Genomic DNA, 19,510 nt, shown 5'->3' with positions numbered 1-19,510 from the left:
TTCGTTGAAGTGGTTTTGTAATTAGAGAAGAAGGAGGTTCGTGATAATGCAAAATGTTCTATTATCAAAAATTATTCCACCGGATACGTCAAATCATTTTATGCGGAGAGTTGGCCTTGCAAAGAAACTTTCAAAAATTTCACAAGCAAAACTAACTATTCTCCAAAGTGGTGCAGGCTATGGAAAAACCTCTGCTCTTACACAAATAACTTCTGACCAAAATTTACTGTTTTCTTGGTACCAAGTTTCAGATGAAGATGATGATATATTACCTTTTATGAGACATTTATTTTACAGTATTCAAAGAGTGTGTGATAGCTTTGGTACGTCATTAAACGGTTGGGACAATCTATCAATGTTTCCAAAACTAGATGAATTAAATAAATTGTATAAAATGTTTGTAAATGAATTTTATAAGATTGATACGCCCTTATACATTGTTATTGATGATTTTCACCTTGTTAACCACGTATTCCAAATAAATTATGTTCTAAATAAAATAATAGAAAACTTGCCTTCGCATATTCACTTTATCGTAGCAACTAGACAAAAGTTGAATTGGAATTGCCTTTTCCAGTTAAAAATGAACGGACAATTAATCGAATGTACAGAACAGGATTTTGCTTTTTCTGAGGAAGAAATACAAGTATTGTTCGAAGATTATTTTGATTGTTATTTAACAATTACTCAAGTTCGAAAAATATTAGATGTTACAGAAGGCTGGGCAATTGCAATTATTCTACTTGCATTACAATTAAAAGATTCTGATTCAACAACATCCATTGATGAGATTACCAATCTTTCATTAAATGAATTTTTCTCATATTTATCTGAAGAAATCTTTGAAAATATGAATAGCCTACAGCAAGATGCATTATTAAAATTCAGTATTTTCCCAACATTCTCTTTTGAGTTGATAAAGCAATTTTATAATGAAACAATGGCAGAACAGTTAAAAGAGCTATTAAAAATTCAAGGATTCATCCAACATTTAAATGGACAAAAGGAGTTTCGTTTCCATGTATTATTCCAACAGTTTTTAGAAATGAAGCTGAAAGAAAAAGATGAAGATGAATTTACAAATCTACATGTCAAAGCTGCCCAATATTTTATCGACGAAAATAAGCCCATGTTTGCACTCCATCATGCAAATAAAGCGAAAAATGAATTAATAATCGCAGAAATACTCGTACAATTCGCAAACTTCTTTATTAATGCTGGACAATTTGATTATTACTTAGAGCGAATTAAAGAATTATCAGATCCAATAAAGGCTGATTATTACGCCATATTCTTTTATGAAGGTGAATGTTTACGTTACAAAGCTCAATATGAAAAGGCTAAAAAGGCTTATGATCAATGTTTATTTTATGCTGAAAAACTGTCGGATCACTATTTTATATTAAAGACATATGCAGGAATCGCTCATATCTATTTAGATACGATACAACCAGCATTTGCAGAGGATTATTTAGAAAAAGCATTAAAAATTGCAGAGCGAGTAAATATAGAAAAAGAAGAACTTTATTTGTTACAAAGACAATACGCTGAGAACTTAGTCAATTTAGGGAAAGCATATGAGTCTGAACAATGGGTTAAGAATATGAATCTCCCTGAAGAAGTACTATATCAAGGAAATTTAGATGTTCGAACGTTGTTAAGACAAGGGAAACTAAATGATGCGAAGATGTTAATTAAACTTAGAGAAGCAAAAGAAGTACTTCCTTTAGATGCACATCGCGAATCTGATGTATTAAATTCATTAATTCTATCAATGTTAGGTGAAATTGAGGAATCTTTTGTTCGAGCAAACAATTGTGTAATAAATAGTGAAAGGGACTTTTCCCAATATGCTGAAGCCGTTGCCTATTTACGTAGAGGACATGCTTTGCTTTTACTAAATCCATTCGAAGTGAAATTTGCGGAACAAAGCTATTTAAAAACGATAGAAATTATGGATGAAATTCACGTTACTAGGGCAAAAGCAGAATCTTATATGGGGTTAGCTCTTGTGTATAGTAGAAATGGCAATATCGATGAAGGTATTTCATATGCAAATCTTGGTTTATATGAAACTGAAAGAGTGCAAGATGCCTGGGTCTCTGCATTATTACTTGCTACTTTTACGAAAATTAACGTAGAGAATCATTCGCTCACTGATGCATTACATTATGCAAAAAGAGCAAAAGAATTATTTAGTCAATGTAAAGATAAGTATGGACAGATGGTCAGTAGTTTCTGGTTGTCTTATATTTATTTCTTAAAAGATGATAAGGACCGTTTTACATTAGAATTTCAACAATTTGTATCAATCTGTTTTAATCATCAATATGAATTTTTCGTACAGAAGATAACATTACTGGGCCCTAGAAATCTATTAATATTTCATCAGTTATTAAGTTACCAATTGTCAATTGAATCAAATGATGATTTGAAAAAATTAGGACAGATGATTAAGTATAAAGAGGGAGTAGTGGTTCCTAGATACTTCATTTCAGTAAATTTACTTGGTGCATTTAGAATTTTTCGCGACTATGAAGAAATAGATGATAAAGAATGGAAACGTGAAAAAGCGAAGGAATTGTTTTTATATTTACTGTTAAACAAAGATCGCTTTGTTACAAAGGACGAACTTTTGCATATTCTTTGGCCGAATGGTAACGATGTGGCAATGGCACGAGACTTTAAGGTAATTTATAATGCTTGCTTAAAAGTATTAGAGCCAGAAAGAAATGCGAGAGAAGAAAGTGCGTATATTATAAGAAAAAATTCGATGTATCAACTTCACCCTAGTATTTCTAGTTCTTCAGATATTGAATATTTTAAAAAGTTTGCATCCAATGGGTTAGCGGAGAAGAATCCATCACTCTCAATTGAGTGGCTCCAGTTATCAGTATCATTATATAAAGGAAATCTTTTAGAAGAGTTTCAGCATATAGAGTGGCTTCAACAAATTAGAAATGAACTAGTAAATTTATACATTCAAGTAATAGAAAGAATCGCTCAAAATTTAATACGACTAAAGAAATTCCAAGATGCTGTTTACTGGGCTGAAAAGTTAATACAACAAGATAATACTTGGGAAGAAGGATATCGACTTCTTATGCTAAGTTATTTCCAGTTAAATAACCGGTCCCAAGCTGTTAAGTGGTTTGAAAAATGTGTAGAAGTATTAAAAAATGAATTAAACATTGAACCAATGGAGTCAACCTACGAAATATATGAAATGATTGTGCGCTAATGATTTATGGAAGAGTAAATTCTCTTCATAAGTTATTAGCGTTTTTTGTTATTTTCTACATTTTGTTGTAAATGTTCACGAAGTTGTAACTTTTTTGTAACTCCCATGGTTTATCTTATATTCAAAGCAAATGAAAGCGCTTTAAATTACGAAGGGGGTATTTTTCATGAAAAAGTTTTGGTATCTGCTTATGATGGCTTTTCTAGTTATCATTCTTGCAGCATGTGGTGGAGAACAGCAATCATCTTCTAATACACCAGACACATCGACTGACAAAGAAGATTCAACTTCTGAAGAGCAAACAGAAACGACAGAAACTGCAACTGAATCTGGTGGCACTATCAAGATCGGTGTTCTAGCATCATTAACTGGTGCGTTAGAGTCCTACGGTAAACAAACACAAAAGGGATTTGAATTAGGACTTGAATATGCAACTGGTGGAACAATGGAAGTTGCAGGGAAAAAGATTGAAGTAGTTTATGAAGACACTGAAACAAAACCAGAAGTAGCTGTTCAAAAAGCTACGAAACTATTAGAAGATGATCAAGTTGATTTCTTAGTTGGTTCTTCGAGTTCAGGGGATACATTAGCTGTATTACCATTAGCTGAAGAATATGAAACGATTATGATCGTTGAACCTGCTGTTGCTGATAGTATTACAGGTTCAGAGTTTAATCCTTATATCTTTAGAACAGCTCGTAACTCTTCACAAGACGCATATGCAGCGGCTGCTGCGATTGCTGGTGAAGGTGTGAAAATTGCAACATTTGCTCCGGACTATTCTTTCGGTTGGGATGGGGTATCTGCTTTCAAAACAGCAGCTTTAGAATTAGGAGCTGAAATTGTTGCTGAAGAGTACGCGCCAGCTGACGCTACTGACTTCACATCAAACTTACAAAAAATTATTGATGCAAAACCAGATTACTTATTCGTTGTTTGGGCAGGTGCTAACTCACCTTGGGGACAAATTTCAGACATGAAGTTACAAGAAAATGGCATCAAAATTTCAACAGGTGCTCCAGATATTCCAGCTTTAATGACAATGGGTCAATTAGTTGGTATGGAAGGATTCTCAGTTTACTATCATACTCTACCAGACAATCCAATTAATGATTGGTTAGTAGACGAACATAAAAAGCGTCATAATGGCGAAGTTCCTGATTTATTCACTCCAGGTGGATTTGCCGCTGCGATGGCAATTGTTACTGCTTTAGAAAAATCAGGTGGGGATGCAGATGGTAATACATTAATACCTTTAATGGAAGGTATGTCATTTGAAACTCCAAAAGGAACTATGACATTCCGTCCGGAAGATCATCAGGCATTACAACCGCTATACTCTGTAACTTTAGAGGAAGTGGAAGGATTTGATTATCCTGTTCCTGTATTAATTCGTGAGCTTTCACCAGAGGAAACTGAGCCACCAATTATGAATTAAGGACAAAATTTGAAACAGACCAACAAATTTGGTCTGTTTCTCTTAAAATCTTTTCATTAGATTCTTGAAAACTATCAAGAAGATTTTAAGAGGAGCAGATAGGAGGAGAAAAATGGAACCAATTATTCGTACAGAAAATTTAAGTATTAGTTTTGGTGGACATAAGGCGGTGGATCGCGTCAACTTTGAAATGCCAGAAAAACATTTTAAGTCCATCATTGGACCAAATGGAGCTGGGAAAACAACATTTTTTAACTTAATCAGTGGTGAGCTTAAGAATACAGAAGGTGACGTATTTTTTAAAGGTCAATCGATTGCAAATCTGTCTTCGGTTGAACGTACAAGACTTGGATTAGGCCGCTCTTTCCAAATTACAAATGTTTTTCCAAATTTAACAGTGTTAGAAAATGTTCGCCTTGCTGTACAGTCTAGAGAAAAAATAAGATTTAACCCGTTTAAACATTATTTACATTATAAAAAGATTACACAAGATGCGCTGACAATCCTAGAACAAGTATTACTCGAAAACAAAGCCCATCATATTGCTAGTCAATTAGCCCATGGTGAAAAACGAAAACTAGAAATCGCTATGTTACTTGCGCTTGACACGGAAGTGTTAATGCTTGATGAACCAACGGCTGGAATGTCATTGGAGGAAGTACCAGCGATCTTAGATGTTATTAAGTCTATTAAAAGTAGAGGGGACAAAACAATTCTATTAATTGAACACAAAATGGATATGATTTTAGATTTATCAGATTCCATCATGGTGTTATTTAATGGGAAACTATTAGCCGATGGATCCCCTAGCGAAATTATGAATAATACAACTGTTCAAAATGCTTATTTAGGAGGGCTTTATGATGGAGAGCTTGTTGAAACTTGATAATATCAATACCCATATAGGTCAGTACCATATTCTACAAGGAGTTCATTTTGAAGCTAAAGAAGGTGAAGTTTCTGTTCTTCTAGGACGAAATGGTGCGGGAAAAACAACTACTTTAAAAACTATTATTGGTTTAACACCGGCTACAGCTGGTTCGGTTACATTTTTAAATCAGGACATAACGAAAAAGCCAACTTATGATATTGCAAATTTAGGGATTGGATATGTTCCAGAGGATCAAGGGGTTTTTGCTGATTTAACAGTTGAAGAGAATATTAAAGTAGCCATGCGAAAAGAAAATGATGAAAGTAAGGAAAAGTTAGAATACGTTCTAAACTTATTTCCTGATTTAAAAAAGTTTTGGAAAAAAGCTGGTGGAAATTTATCGGGTGGTCAAAAGCAAATGCTTGCGATGGCTCGAGCATTCGTAAATGATAGTAAGCTACTACTTATTGATGAGCCTTCCAAGGGTCTAGCGCCTATTGTCATTGAAAAAGTAATGGAAGCTATAGTGGAAATGAAGAAACAGACTTCCATTGTATTAGTTGAACAAAATTTTTATATGGCTAGCAAAATCGGTGACACTTTTACATTAATTGACGATGGGAGAACAGTTCGCCACGGTGAAATGAAGGAACTCATAGAAGATGATGAATTGAAGCATAAATACTTAGGAATCGGCTAAGGGGGGAACTACATGGATTTAATTTTTAGTTTGATTATCAATGGGCTAGCCACAGGAATGTTAATTTTTTTACTTGCTTCTGGTCTAACACTTATTTTTGGTTTAATGCATGTCCTTAACTTTGCACACGGTGGGTTATTCGTGTGGGGTGCATATGCAGGTGTATTTAGCTATGCCTATTCTGGAAGTTTTATTGTAGGGATTATTGTTGCGATTTTAACGGGACTTGTCTTTGGATTTATTACGGAAAAGTTAATTATTACTCCAGTTTACGGAAATCTCGTTCAACAAATTCTAATCACTTTAGGATTTATGCTCGTTCTTCAAGAAATGATTAAGGTAGTCTTCGGGCCAAACGTTGTTGCAGTAAAGGTACCTGAACTTTTAGCCGGAAGTTGGCAACTAGGAGATATTATTATTATTAAATATCGTATTTTCATTATTTTCTTTGGATTTATCATTTTTGGGCTATTCCATTATATGCTCACACGCACAAAAATTGGTCTTGTTGTTCGAGCTGGGGTTATGAACAGTGAAATGGTACAGGCACTTGGGATTAATATTAAACGAATCTTCTTAGTTGTCTTTATGACGGGTTCAGCTCTTGCAGCATTAGCGGGTGTGTTATTTGCACCATATTCTGGAGCAATTTATGCTGAGCTTGGAATGGAATTTGCAATTATGGCATTTATCGTAGTGGTAATAGGGGGAATGGGTAGTTTCCAGGGATCACTATTTGCTGCAATCTTAGTTGGATTAGCAGGTAGTTTCATGGCTTACTACGTTCCATATCTATCACTTGCAGTAAATATGATAATAATGGTAGTTGTGTTAATCTTCCGTCCTCAAGGATTATTCACAACGGCGAAGGGGTGAGGAAATGAATAAACCAATATTACTATCAAGATCAAATATTTTTTTATTTATTATTGTGCTTGCCCTTATTGCATTCCCATTTGTAATGGATTCTAGAACACTGACGATTTTGGTAACACAAATATTAATTTTTGGTATTTTGGCAATGAGTTACGATATTTTACTTGGGTATACTGGGATCGTTTCCTTTGGTCATGCAATGTTCTTCGGGATTGGAGCCTATTGTACAGCAATAATGCTAAACGACTTTGAATCTACTATTTTCGTATTTATTGGATCAATTGCCGTTGGTATGGTAATTGCTGGAATATTAAGTTTTATAGTAGGTCTACTTACTTTACGTTTGAAAAGTCATTTCTTTGCTATGTTAACAATGGCAATTTCAGGTCTTCTATTAGTAGTAGCTGAAAAGTGGAGAAGTGTGACAAAAGGAAATGATGGATTCACATTTAAAGCACCGGAAGTGTTTAAAGATCGAATTGTATTTTATTTAGTCGTTCTTGCTTTAATAGTTATCGTATTTATTGTATTGAAACGTTTTGTAAATTCACCATTAGGTCGCGTACTAATCGCTGTTCGTGAAAATGAACAAAGAACAAAATCATTAGGCTTTAAAACACTTTATTATAAAGTAATAGCCTCAGTATTAGCTGGTGTCATCGCAAGTTTAGCGGGTTCACTATATGCAGTTTCACTTCGATTTGTGAATACAGCCGTTTTAACAATGGAAATTACGTTAGATGCTTTACTAATGACGATCATAGGTGGGGTAGGAACATTAATTGGTCCACTAGTAGGGGCAGTAGTTATTGAATCGGCACAGCATTACTTATCAGGACTAGCGAGGGATTTCCCAATATTTGAACGATGGATTATCTTCTTCGGTATTATTTATATCTTAGCAGTAATCTTCTTCCCTAAAGGAATTGTTGGTACTATTCAAGCAAAGTACTTCCAATGGAAAGATAAGAAAGCTCAATTAAATGTCGTTCCACTTTCAAAGAATAAGGAGAGTTCAAAATGAATGTAGGGATCATTGGAATAGGTTTATATTTACCTTCGGAAAGAATGACAGGAGAAGAGATTGCTCAAATTGCAGATATACCTGCACATATTGTAAAAACAAAAATGGGTATTAATCAAAAAACGATTGCTGGAAAAGATGATCATACTGTTCAAATGGGAATTCATGCAGCAAAAGATGCCATTGATAATGCAAATATTGATCCTAGAGAAATCGATGTCATTATTTACATTGGAGAAGAACATAAAGAATATCCATTATGGACAGCTGCCATAAAGATTCAAGAGGAAATTGGAGCAACGAATGCGTGGGCTTTTGACACACAATTAAGATGTGGCACGACGATTATGGCTATAAAACTAGCTAAAAGTTTAATGTTGTCAGATGAAAATATAAATACTGTATTACTTGCTGGTGGGTATCGTAATCATGATTTCATCGATTATAAAAATGAAAGAACAAGATTTATGTTTAATCTCGGAGCTGGTGGAGGAGCACTAGTACTAAGAAAAGATGTAAAAGAAAATATCGTCTATGAAAGTGAAATTATTACAGATGGTTCGTTTTCTGAAGATGTATTAGTTCCGGTAGGAGGAACAAAAGAACCTTTAACTTCGGAGCACTTAGCACAAGGGCTATATCGATTAGATGTGTTAGATCCTGCTGGCATGAAAAGCCGACTTGAACAGAAGTCAATAGATAATTTTATAAAAGTAATCCGTAATTCTTTGATAAAAAGCGGATTTAATGAAAGTGATTTGTCCTATCTAGGAATGCTTCACGTGAAAAAATCAGCACATGATTATATTTTAAAATCGTTTAATTTAGATGAGGAAAATTCTATTTATCTTTCGAATTATGGTCATATCGGTCAAATCGATCAAATTTTATCTCTTAAACTGGCACTAGAAGAAGGAAAAATTAGAGATGGTGATGTAATTACTTTAGTAAGTGCCGGTATTGGTTATGCATGGGGTGCAATTACAATTCGATGGGGAAAAGAATAGGAGGGAATGTCATGAAGGTTATCGATCAATTAAAGGCTGTACAACTACCAAATGGCGAAACAATTACGTATCGTGAACGACCAGGTGGTGAAAAGCTTGTTCTGTTTATTCACGGAAATATGACATCTTCTAAACATTGGGATGTATTAATGGAAGCATTTAGTAAAGATTTTACTATCATCGCTCCTGATTTAAGAGGCTTCGGTGGGTCAACATATAACTCTAGAGCTGAACATGTAAGAGATTTCAGCGATGATATTAAACTATTCGCCGACGCTTTAGAGTTAAAGAATTTTAGTTTAGTAGGTTGGTCATTCGGAGGAACAGTTTGTATGCAATTCTGCATCCAATATCCAGAATATTGCGAAAAACTAGTTCTGCTAGCTTCAGGTTCTACTAGAGGCTATCCACACTACAAATCAAATAGTGATGGATCACCTGATCTTTCAACTCGTTTTACAACGATAGAGGAAATTGAAGCTGATGCAATGAAGACCATTCCAATGCAAGCTCTTTACGATACAAGAAATACTGAAGGGTTAAAAATGATATGGAATGCAGCAATTTATACTCATAAGCAACCTGAGGAAGAAAAATATAATGAGTATGTTAACGATATGTTGACACAAAGAAATCTAGCAGATGTTTACCATGCTTTAAATACTTTTAATATAAGTCACGTTGATAACGCTGCAGCTGAAGGCACTGGTGAAGTCGATAAAATTAACATTCCAGTACTAAATCTATATGGAGATAGAGATTTAGTTGTGACATTTAGTATGACAGAAGAAATTATCGAAGACTTTGGTGATAAAGCAAAAACAGTAAAACTTGAAAACTGTGGCCATTCACCATTAATTGACGATTTACAACAATTAAAAACAGAGATAGAAAAATTCTTGAACTAGAAGGTGATCATTTGAGATTAAAAGATAAGGTAGCCATCATAACTGGTGGTGCAAATGGAATCGGAAGAGCTGCAGTAGAAACTTTCTCAAGTGAAGGGGCTAAAGTAGTTATTGCAGATTTCGCTGAGGAACAAGGTAAGCAATTAGAATCCGAATTGAGAGAGAAAAATTTGGATGTTCTATTTGTACAATTAAATGTTGCTAGTAAAGAAAGTGTTCAATCTATGGTGGATACAGTTCTATCAAACTATGGAACGATTGATATATTAGTTAATAATGCCGGTATTACAAAGGATGCTATGCTTGTAAAAATGACTGAAGAAGATTTTGACCGTGTAATAGATGTAAATTTAAAAGGCGTTTTTAACTGTACACAAGCTGTTGTTCCCCACATGATCGAAAAGGGTTATGGAAAAGTCATCAATACATCATCTGTAAGTGGGGTATACGGAAATGTTGGTCAAACGAATTACGCTGCAACAAAAGCTGCTGTAGTTGGGATGACAAAAACATGGGCGAAAGAATTAGGGAGAAAAGGAATTAATGTTAATGCAGTTGCTCCAGGATTTACAAAGACATCAATGACAGAAAAAATGCCAGAAAAAGTTTTAAACTACATGGAGTCAATTGTCAGTCTACAAAGACTAGGTGTTCCAAAAGACATTGCCAATGCCTATTTGTTTTTAGCTTCAGATGAATCAAGTTATGTGAATGGCCATGTTTTAAATGTTGATGGAGGAATTATGATGTGATTTGGGGTGGGTAATATGTTTAATGAACAGTCCTGGATATTAAATCGAGCAAAATTAACCCCTGATAAGATAGCGTTAATCGATATACGAACTAACCGTACTTGGACTTATGAAGAACTTGCAACTCGAACATTGAATTGTTATGGATATTTGCACTCTCGAGGGCTAAAAAAGGGGGAGCGGGTTGCAGTATTAGCAGAAAATTCAATAGATCTCTTTCCGCTCCTATTCGCATGTGGCTTAGGTGGATATATATATGTACCTCTTAACTGGAGGTTAAGTATAGAAGAACTTCAAACGATCATACAAGATTGTTCACCTACCGTTCTTTTGGCGGATGATAAATATAATGACGTTGCAGAGGAAATGTTTGAGGGACATACGATTGAACTTAGTGAAACGATAGACTATGAGATTTATGAAAACCTTCCAAATGTTAATACAGATTGGTGTAGTAAAGATGCTTGGTTAATGATTTACACCGGTGGTACAACAGGTAAACCTAAGGGAGTAGTTTTATCCTTTGATGCTGTCAATTGGAATGCAATTAACACAATTATTAGTTGGAGTTTAGAGGAAAATGATTGTACTTTAAATTATATGCCACTGTTTCATACCGGTGGGTTGAATGCATTGACCATTCCTATTTTAATGGTTGGTGGAACAGTGGTAATTGGTAACAAATTCAATCCAGAAGAAGCAATTCGTGCTATTGATGACTACAAAACAACGATATCACTATTTGTACCAACTATGTATCAGTCAATGATTGAAACAGAGTATTTTAAACAGTCCAACTTTCCAACCGTAAAGTTATTTTTATCTGGAGGGGCTCCATGTCCGAAAACGATCTATACGCACTTCTTAAATAAGGGATTAAAATTTAAGGAGGGCTACGGTCTAACTGAAGCAGGGCCGAATAACTTTTATATTCCTCCAGAACGATCTGCAACAAAACCTGGCTCTGTAGGTAGAAGTATGGTATTTAATTCAATAAAAATATTGAATACTGAAGGTAATATTTGTGGTCCAAATGAAGTAGGAGAACTTTACGTACAAGGGAAGCACATGTTTTCCTACTATTGGAACAACCAAGAAGAAACGTACAAAGCAATCATTAATGGTTGGTTAAAAACAGGTGATTTAGCTAAAATGGATGAAGATGGTGACGTGTATATAGTTGGTCGTTCGAAAGATATGATCATCACAGGTGGGGAAAATGTTTATCCACAAGAAGTTGAACAATGTATCATTACACATCCTAAAATTAAAGAAGTTGCCGTCGTTGGGTTAAAAGATTCCAAATGGGGAGAAATCGTTACAGCTATTGTTGTTAGTGAGGAGAGGGACGCGGCATTAATTGATGAGATTCAGTCAATCTGCCGAAAACATCTCGGAGCTTATAAAGTACCAAAGAAGATTATCTTTACAAGCGAATTACCAAAAACCCACGTTGGGAAAATTGATAAGAAGAAATTAGTGCAATTATATGAAGAATAAGAAACCCTCCCTAAACTAGTTCGAGTCTAGTAGGGGAGGGTTCTTATTCTTAGTTTTTATTAACTCTTTGGAGTTTGAATATTGTCTAGCTTCGAACGCTAGCTCCTCGGCAACTTCGAAACCGCCTGCAAGGACAAAAAGGCGCGTCCTTTTATCGGTTCCTCCGATGTACATGGATGTACGAGTGCCGGAAGTGCGACAGGAAGTTGCGTTTACGAACGGCCAGTTGCTCTCAGAGCTGGGCGAGCGTTCTTTCGCATTTCTTAATTAACGACCAATTAGGTGAGGATATCCTACTGAACCTAATGGTGAATTTGTAAGAATATCAAAAATTGGAACTGTGTATGCGATTAAAATTAATGCTACTAATACAACGCCCCAAACTTTGAAGTTTTCTAAAATCATTGGAGTTTTTGCTGCTCCTTCTGCAACTTCTGCAACAGGGAATTCTTCGTCGCCTTTTGGTCCATACCATAATAAGTTAATAATTACACCTAAGATTACTAGAATTGCAACGAATAATATTGTACCACCAACGGCTTGAGCAATTTGATAAGAAATCCATTCAGCAGCTTGTTCTGAACCACCATAAGTTGAGTATTCAGAACGACGTGGAGCACCGAATAATCCAGCGATATGCATTGCACCAGACATAATGATCATACCAACAGTCCATAAAATACCACCAGTAATTGCCATGTTGTTAATTCTCTTCGTTAACTTACGCCCAGTTAGGTGAGGGATCAACCAAAATGCAGCACCGAAGTATGTTAATACTACAGTAGTAGCCGCAGTTAAATGGAAGTGACCTGTTACCCAAATTGTGTTGTGAATTAATTGGTTCATTTGATAAGATGCGTTAACAATACCACCAGCACCACCAGGGATGAATGCAACCATACCGATGAATGGTAATAAGAAACGGCAATCATTCCAAGGTAAGTTTTTAAACCAACCGAAAATACCTTTTGATCCTAGCTCACGTCCTCTTAATTCAAAAGTTGCAAATAATGAAAATGCTGTCATTAAAGAGGGAACTACAACAAACATAGTTAATGTAACTTGTAAGAATTTCCAAAATGCATCAATACCAGGCTCAGTTAATTGGTGGTGGATACCTACTGGAATAGATAGTAGTAAGAATAAGATAAATGCTAGACGAGCTAAAGCATCAGAGAAAATTTTCCCACCAATAATTTTTGGAATTGCAACATACCAAACCATGTATGCAGGTAATAACCAGAAATAAACAAGAGCGTGACCAAAATACCAGAATAAAGTACGTGATAGTAAAATATCAATTCGTTCAACCCATCCAATAGACCATGGGATCAATTGAAATAATACTACCGCTGCCGCACCAATTGTTGCAACCGTCCACATTAAGTTATTAATAATTACCATGAATGATAATAAAGGAGTTACTTGACCTTTATTTTCTCTTTTCCATTGAGCAAAACGTAAACCTTGCATTAAAGCTAAAATCCAACTTCCAACTACAACTAAAGCGATACCAGCATAGAAGATCCAGTGTGCTTGTAGTGGAGCATAGAAAGTAAATAGAACAGAAGCTTCATTTAAAAGTACCATAATAGCTGCTGCTGTTGTACCAATTGTCATGATTGAGAACCCAACCCAACCAAGTTTACGTTGACTATCTGAATAAGCGCCACATGTACGACTTACTGCCGCAGTATGGAATCCCATAGCGAAGAATGTTGTAAGTACAAGACCTAACAAAACACCATGTACTGTTAATACTTGATAATATCCAATACCCCAAGGTAATTGGAATTTACCAGAACGAACTAACACTTGAAGTAAACCACAAAGCCCACCAATAAATAAAGCGATGAATGCAACATACATATGAGCTAGTGCAAGTTTTGCGTCTTTACGATCAACTTTTGCAATCGTTTTAGTTTTATTTAATGTTTTGGAATGAATAGATTGACTAACTTTCGTTTCTTTAATAGCTATTGTCATCTTACTCCACCACCTTTAGAGTTGAATACATCATTGCGTGACCGATACCACAGTATTCATTACACACGATTGTGAACTCTCCAACTTTATCTACTGTAGTAACATATTGAGAAACGTAACCAGGTTCTAACATCATATTAATATTTGTACCTGCAACCTGAAAGCCATGAATAACGTCCTTTGTAGTAGCAATGAATTTTACTTTTGAACCAACAGGAATTTCAATTTCCATTGGGTTGTAGTTAAATGCAGAAGCAACTAATACTACTTCGTAATCCCAATCTTTCCCTTCAACTTTGTGTACTCCAGGGTTGTCGAAAGGAGCGATTGTATCTACTTCTTCATAATTAATAGTCCATTTAGATTGGTTTGGATGAGTACTGCCATGAACAGCTGTCACACCAACAACCACTAGAAAAACGACTAATATGGCTGTACCAAACGTTAGCCACCATTTTTCGTACTTATGTAAGTGCATGTGTTTATCCCCCTCTTTAATAAAGGTTTTTTTAAATTAGAAGCGATCCAAAAATAGGTTAAAGCAAAGTGCCCAAACGATGATAATGAAAAATCCTAAACCAAATACTGCATATAAAGTTCCTTTTAAATTATCATCTGTATGTTTATTGTTATTACCAGCCATTGTCTCTCCCTCCTAGTTATGAAGATTGGTAATCTATACGATTATCATAAATAAAAACGTTTTCATATGATGTGATAAAAATCACACTTCTCCTTTGGAAATGTGAAATAAATGTGAAAGTACATAGGGAATAAGAAAAGGAGGCTCGTATTACGAGCCTCCTTGACGGTTTTATACAGTTTCTTCTATATTATTGTCATTCATTTTCATCGAATGTAAAAAGTATTACTAAATCACCAATATCCTCAATAGAGACAGGCAGGTTATATGCTGACTCAAAGCCATACAGTTTCGTTTTACCTACCATTACTGTTGGTGGGGTAATATCAATATTGATATTTTTTTCACCAATATGCGTACAAATCGTACCAGCAAGCATATTTCCAAACTCACCAGTAAATGATTCTAACATTTCACCTTCAATTGGCATCCCAAACATTTTAGATGCTAATCCACTAAAAGTCGACTGTTTACTATCAATGATGATTCTTCCTTTTACATCACCAAAAAATCCAATTAAAACACCTATGTCTTGTTGAATATATGGTTCATTTTTAAAAGATACAGGTTGTATCGTAACATTTCCTGGGACAATCGATTGTATTGCATGTATGGTTCCATCTAAAATGGATTGAATGTATTTTGAATTTTCCATACCATTCACCTTTCAAGAATTTATAAAGAAATAGATTATGTATAAATTTAAATAGTTTTTAATAATTATCAATTATATTAGTAGTTACATTATAACTTGAAAAGAAAGAATAGTATGTGTTTTTTTGAAAAATATGTCGCAAATTGTTGAATATTTTAAAATCATGAGAAATCAACAAAATAAAACACAAATTAACCCTATTTAGGGTCATATTGTGTTTTTATATAGTATCATGATAATATATAATAATTGTGACAAAATTAAGGCAAAGGGGCAGACAGTAAATGAGTACATTTGATGAAAAAATTCAACAATTATTATCTCAAACTGCTGTGCAATACATAATTTATAAAAAAAATAACGATACAGCTCGTATGGAGAAGTTAAAATTATTTGCACGCAAACTATCACAAAAAGAATATACAATTGCTTTTGCGGGACACTTTTCAGCTGGTAAATCCAGTATGATTAATGCTTTGTCTGGTGAAGATATATTAGCTGCTAGTCCTATTCCAACCTCTGCTAATATAGTAAAAGTACATAAATCAGAAGAAGACTATGCAATTATATATATGCACCATGAAAAACCAATTAAATTTGAAGCTGGGTATGACTTTAAAACAGTAAAAGAGTTAAGTAAAAATGGGGAGCTCGTTTCACAAATTGAAATTGGTCATCGTGATTCAATTCTACCTTTAGGAGTCACAGTTATGGATACTCCAGGTGTAGATTCTACCGATGATGCTCATGCAATGTCAACAGAATCAGCATTGCATATTGCAGATATCGTGTTTTATACAATGGATTATAATCACGTACAATCCGAATTAAATTTCCAATTCACAAAACAACTTTTAAAATATAATCCTAATTTATATTTAATCGTAAACCAAATTGACAAACATAAAGAAAATGAACTAACCTTTGAAGAATATAAACAATCTGTCCATCAATCATTTGCTGCGTGGGGAGTTGAACCTAAGGGGATTTTCTTTACATCATTAAAACAGTTAGATCATCCGAACAATGACTTCCAGACAGTAAAACAAATAGTAAATGATTCGATGAACGATTGGCAGGAACAATTATTATTAACGGCTGAAAGTACATTAAAGAAAATGCAAGATGAGCATATTGACTATTTAATTGAAGAAAAAGGTCATTTGTTTGATGAACATGCTGAAATTTTGTCTGAAGATGATTGGGAAAATCGACATGATTTAATAGAACAATATGAAAAACTAAAACTTCAAACAGAATTGTTTTCATTTGAAAACTGGAGCGACACCTTTAAAGATAATCGAAAAGAATTGTTGGAAAATGCAGCTATTATTCCGGCTGATTTTAGAGAAAAACTACGATTGTATTTAGAAAGTCAGCAACCAGGATTTAAAGTAGGTGGGCTATTCACTGCTAAGAAGAAAACAGAAGAAGAAATTAATCGACGAAAAAATGAAGTGTACGAACAGTACCAATCAATTGTAAGTTCTCAAATTATTGGGCACTTAAAAAGTTTAATGAAACAATCTTTAAAAGATGTCGGTGCATTAACAGATCAGTTGATAGCTCAAATTGACGGGTCAGAATTTTCTCTACCATTTTCAATTATTGAAGACCAAATTCATAAAGGCTCACTAGTAACGGGTGACGCAGTATTGAATTTTGCAAATCGTGTTGCTGAAGCGACAAAACGTTATTTTGTTCAAGAAACAGACTCTTGGAAAGATAGCCAAGAAGAAATGTTAAATGAAGTTGCGAAATCATCTTTAGCACCTGTTTCTGATAAGTTAAGTTACCTTGATGAAAAAGTTTCGGTTATTAATACGATTTTAGAAATTGAAAATCGAAAACAATATGCAGAAAAGCAAATGATTCAAGTAAATAATGAAACTCGTGATGAGGCAAATAAGCAAAGTGCAATATGGGAAAAAGAGTTTGAGCGTGATCAAAAAGAAATTCGTCTATTTGATCCATCTATGCTTATTGCTACTAAAGAAGAAGAATCAACGAACTTCGAACATAGTTCAAATGAGCTTTCTATTGAAAAAGTAAATGGAGAAGAAGTAATACATTCTGCGATTAGAACTGCTAAGGCAGTAGGTAAAATCAATGGTTTTGAAGAAGTATCAAACTTTTTAATGAAAAAAGTGGATAGATTACAACAACAGGATTTTACAATTGCATTATTCGGTGCATTTAGTGCAGGGAAATCCAGTTTTTCAAATGCCTTACTAGGAGCAAAAGTGTTACCGGTTTCACCGAATCCAACAACTGCAACAATTAATAAAATTCGTCCAGCTACAAAGGAACATCCCCATGAAACTGCAGATGTTCAATTAAAAACCGCTGATCAATTGTTAACAGATATTCAATATGCATACGAAGCCATTGGACTTACAATTACTTCGTTAGAGGAAGCATTTAAGCGCGCGGATGAAGGGCTTGCAGTTAAATTAACGGATGAACGTTTAAATGTGCATAAGTCGTTTATTCGTGCTTATGCAAAAGGCTATCCATCTTTTAAAGATCAATTAGGTAAACTAATTCGTGTGAATCGTTCAGAGTTTGAACTGTTCGTAGCTGAAGAAAGTCGATCTTGCTTTGTAGATAATATTGATTTCTATTATGATTGTCCATTAACACGAATGGGCGTGACATTAGTAGATACTCCTGGTGCAGATTCTATTAATGCAAGACATACTGGTGTAGCTTTTGACTATATCCGTAATGCTGATGCTATTTTATTCATCACTTATTACAACCATGCCTTTGCAAAAGCGGACAGAGAATTTTTAATTCAATTAGGTCGTGTTAAAGATGCATTCGAATTAGATAAAATGTTCTTCATTGTCAATGCAATTGATTTAGCATCGACAAAAGACGAAGAAGAGGACGTTAAAAACTACGTTCGTTATGAATTACAACGTTTTGGAATTCGATTCCCTAAAATATTTGGAGTATCAAGCTTAAATGCACTCCGTGAAAAAGTAGATAATAATGATTTACAATCAGGAATGAAACCGTTTGAACAATCCTTCTACCAATTCTTAAAAGAGGATTTAACGGCAATTGCAATTCAAGCTTTAAATGAAGAAGTAGAAAAAACGCAACAAAGATTACAATCATTAATAAAACAAACGGAAGAAAACTTACTGCGTAAAGATGAGCGTCTAAAAGAACTTGATCAACTGGAAGATAAAATTAGAAAGACGTATTCTGTTGTCTCTACTACTAGTTTAGAAAGTGATGTAAAACAAGAATTAGATGAGCTTTTATATTATGTACTGCAAAGGGTTTATTACCGTTATCCAGATTTCTTTAGAGAGAGCTACAACCCTTCAACATTTGCATCAAAACAAGCTCAAGTTGCACTAAAACAAGCTTTAACAGAAACGTTAGATGCGTTGAAGTTTGACTTTGCTCAAGAATTACGAGTAACGAATTTCCGTTTAGCACAATTTATTCAAAAGAAAATTCAAGAGCGTTATAAAGATGAAGTACGTTCATTAAAAGAAATGAATTCAAGTTTTTCATTTATTCCATATGAATCTGATGAACCTAACTTATTAGAATTTGCCGGCCCATTTGACCAATATGAAAAGTATGAATCTGTAAAATCCTACTTTAAAAATGCAAGGGCATTCTTTGAAAAAAATGAAAAAGAACAGCTGAAAGCAGCATTAGAAGAATTAACGAAACCAGATGCTGAAAAATACTTAAATGTAGAGAAAAACGAACTATTTAAGTGGGCTATTCATTTTATTAATGGGGAAGCAGAGCGACTTCGTGCACATATCTCTCATGAAGCATTAGCTCAAATTGATACAGAACGTATGTTATTGCAAGAAGAAAGTCGCCTTTCAACTTGGAAAGAAATCTATTCTGAATTGCAAAAGACGGGGGTTTAAC

The 19,510-nt window shown here is 34.4% G+C and carries 15 protein-coding genes; 11 read left to right on the top strand and 4 right to left on the bottom strand.

Features of this window, described 5'->3' with window-relative positions:
- The first annotated feature begins 46 nt into the window (after positions 1 to 46).
- The 10 genes from CRO45_RS06860 to CRO45_RS06815 all read left to right on the top strand — a co-directional run bounded on the left by CRO45_RS06860 (position 47) and on the right by CRO45_RS06815 (position 12,317).
- Complete coding sequence (locus tag CRO45_RS06860; protein ID WP_097148910.1) at positions 47 to 3,241, top strand: BTAD domain-containing putative transcriptional regulator; 3,195 nt, start codon at positions 47 to 49, stop codon at positions 3,239 to 3,241.
- Between the two features lie 166 nt (positions 3,242 to 3,407).
- The gene (locus tag CRO45_RS06855; protein WP_097148909.1) at positions 3,408 to 4,679 is read left to right on the top strand and encodes a substrate-binding domain-containing protein; all 1,272 of its coding nucleotides are present in this window, start codon (positions 3,408 to 3,410) and stop codon (positions 4,677 to 4,679) included.
- 112 nt (positions 4,680 to 4,791) lie between these two features.
- On the top strand, positions 4,792 to 5,565 hold the full coding sequence (locus tag CRO45_RS06850; RefSeq protein ID WP_097148908.1) for an ABC transporter ATP-binding protein: 774 nt from the start codon (positions 4,792 to 4,794) through the stop codon (positions 5,563 to 5,565).
- On the top strand, positions 5,543 to 6,250 hold the full coding sequence (locus tag CRO45_RS06845) for an ABC transporter ATP-binding protein (RefSeq protein WP_097148907.1): 708 nt from the start codon (positions 5,543 to 5,545) through the stop codon (positions 6,248 to 6,250). The genes CRO45_RS06850 and CRO45_RS06845 overlap by 23 nt, the downstream gene beginning before the upstream one ends.
- 12 nt (positions 6,251 to 6,262) lie before the next feature.
- Positions 6,263 to 7,126 carry a branched-chain amino acid ABC transporter permease gene (locus CRO45_RS06840; RefSeq protein WP_097148906.1) on the top strand — a complete coding sequence of 288 codons (864 nt, stop codon included), beginning with the start codon at positions 6,263 to 6,265 and terminating at the stop codon, positions 7,124 to 7,126.
- A gap of 4 nt (positions 7,127 to 7,130) precedes the next feature.
- Positions 7,131 to 8,150, top strand: a complete 1,020-nt coding sequence (locus CRO45_RS06835) for a branched-chain amino acid ABC transporter permease (RefSeq protein WP_097148905.1) — start codon at positions 7,131 to 7,133, stop codon at positions 8,148 to 8,150.
- Positions 8,147 to 9,157, top strand: a complete 1,011-nt coding sequence (locus tag CRO45_RS06830; protein ID WP_097148904.1) for a 3-oxoacyl-ACP synthase — start codon at positions 8,147 to 8,149, stop codon at positions 9,155 to 9,157. Before CRO45_RS06835 ends, CRO45_RS06830 begins: the two co-directional genes overlap by 4 nt.
- 11 nt (positions 9,158 to 9,168) lie before the next feature.
- The gene (phaZ, locus tag CRO45_RS06825) at positions 9,169 to 10,065 is read left to right on the top strand and encodes an intracellular short-chain-length polyhydroxyalkanoate depolymerase (RefSeq protein ID WP_097148903.1); all 897 of its coding nucleotides are present in this window, start codon (positions 9,169 to 9,171) and stop codon (positions 10,063 to 10,065) included.
- Positions 10,066 to 10,076: 11 nt separating this feature from the next.
- Positions 10,077 to 10,817 (top strand): 3-oxoacyl-ACP reductase FabG, encoded by a 741-nt coding sequence (gene fabG / locus CRO45_RS06820; RefSeq protein ID WP_097148902.1) that lies wholly within the window; start codon positions 10,077 to 10,079, stop codon positions 10,815 to 10,817.
- A gap of 15 nt (positions 10,818 to 10,832) precedes the next feature.
- Positions 10,833 to 12,317, top strand: a complete 1,485-nt coding sequence (locus tag CRO45_RS06815) for a class I adenylate-forming enzyme family protein (RefSeq protein WP_097148901.1) — start codon at positions 10,833 to 10,835, stop codon at positions 12,315 to 12,317.
- A 267-nt stretch (positions 12,318 to 12,584) separates the two neighbouring features.
- On the opposite strand, the gene CRO45_RS06810 is transcribed toward CRO45_RS06815, so the two are convergent.
- From CRO45_RS06810 to CRO45_RS06800, 4 genes are all read right to left on the bottom strand, one after another.
- Positions 12,585 to 14,303 (bottom strand): b(o/a)3-type cytochrome-c oxidase subunit 1, encoded by a 1,719-nt coding sequence (locus tag CRO45_RS06810; protein ID WP_097148900.1) that lies wholly within the window; start codon positions 14,301 to 14,303, stop codon positions 12,585 to 12,587.
- Position 14,304: 1 nt separating this feature from the next.
- On the bottom strand, positions 14,305 to 14,781 hold the full coding sequence (locus CRO45_RS06805; protein WP_097148899.1) for a cytochrome c oxidase subunit II: 477 nt from the start codon (positions 14,779 to 14,781) through the stop codon (positions 14,305 to 14,307).
- A 36-nt stretch (positions 14,782 to 14,817) separates the two neighbouring features.
- Positions 14,818 to 14,946, bottom strand: a complete 129-nt coding sequence (locus tag CRO45_RS20340; protein ID WP_268878130.1) for a hypothetical protein — start codon at positions 14,944 to 14,946, stop codon at positions 14,818 to 14,820.
- 196 nt (positions 14,947 to 15,142) lie between these two features.
- Positions 15,143 to 15,601 carry a chemotaxis protein CheX gene (locus tag CRO45_RS06800; protein WP_097148898.1) on the bottom strand — a complete coding sequence of 153 codons (459 nt, stop codon included), beginning with the start codon at positions 15,599 to 15,601 and terminating at the stop codon, positions 15,143 to 15,145.
- A 284-nt stretch (positions 15,602 to 15,885) separates the two neighbouring features.
- On the opposite strand from CRO45_RS06800, the gene CRO45_RS06795 reads away from it, so the two are divergent.
- The gene (locus CRO45_RS06795; protein ID WP_097148897.1) at positions 15,886 to 19,509 is read left to right on the top strand and encodes a dynamin family protein; all 3,624 of its coding nucleotides are present in this window, start codon (positions 15,886 to 15,888) and stop codon (positions 19,507 to 19,509) included.
- Position 19,510 lies beyond the last annotated feature (1 nt).

Source organism: Ureibacillus acetophenoni, from assembly GCF_900220965.1.
Lineage (GTDB): Bacteria > Bacillota > Bacilli > Bacillales_A > Planococcaceae > Ureibacillus > Ureibacillus acetophenoni.
Note: the sequence above shows the minus strand (reverse complement) of the source record. Positions and strands in the feature narration are given on the sequence as shown.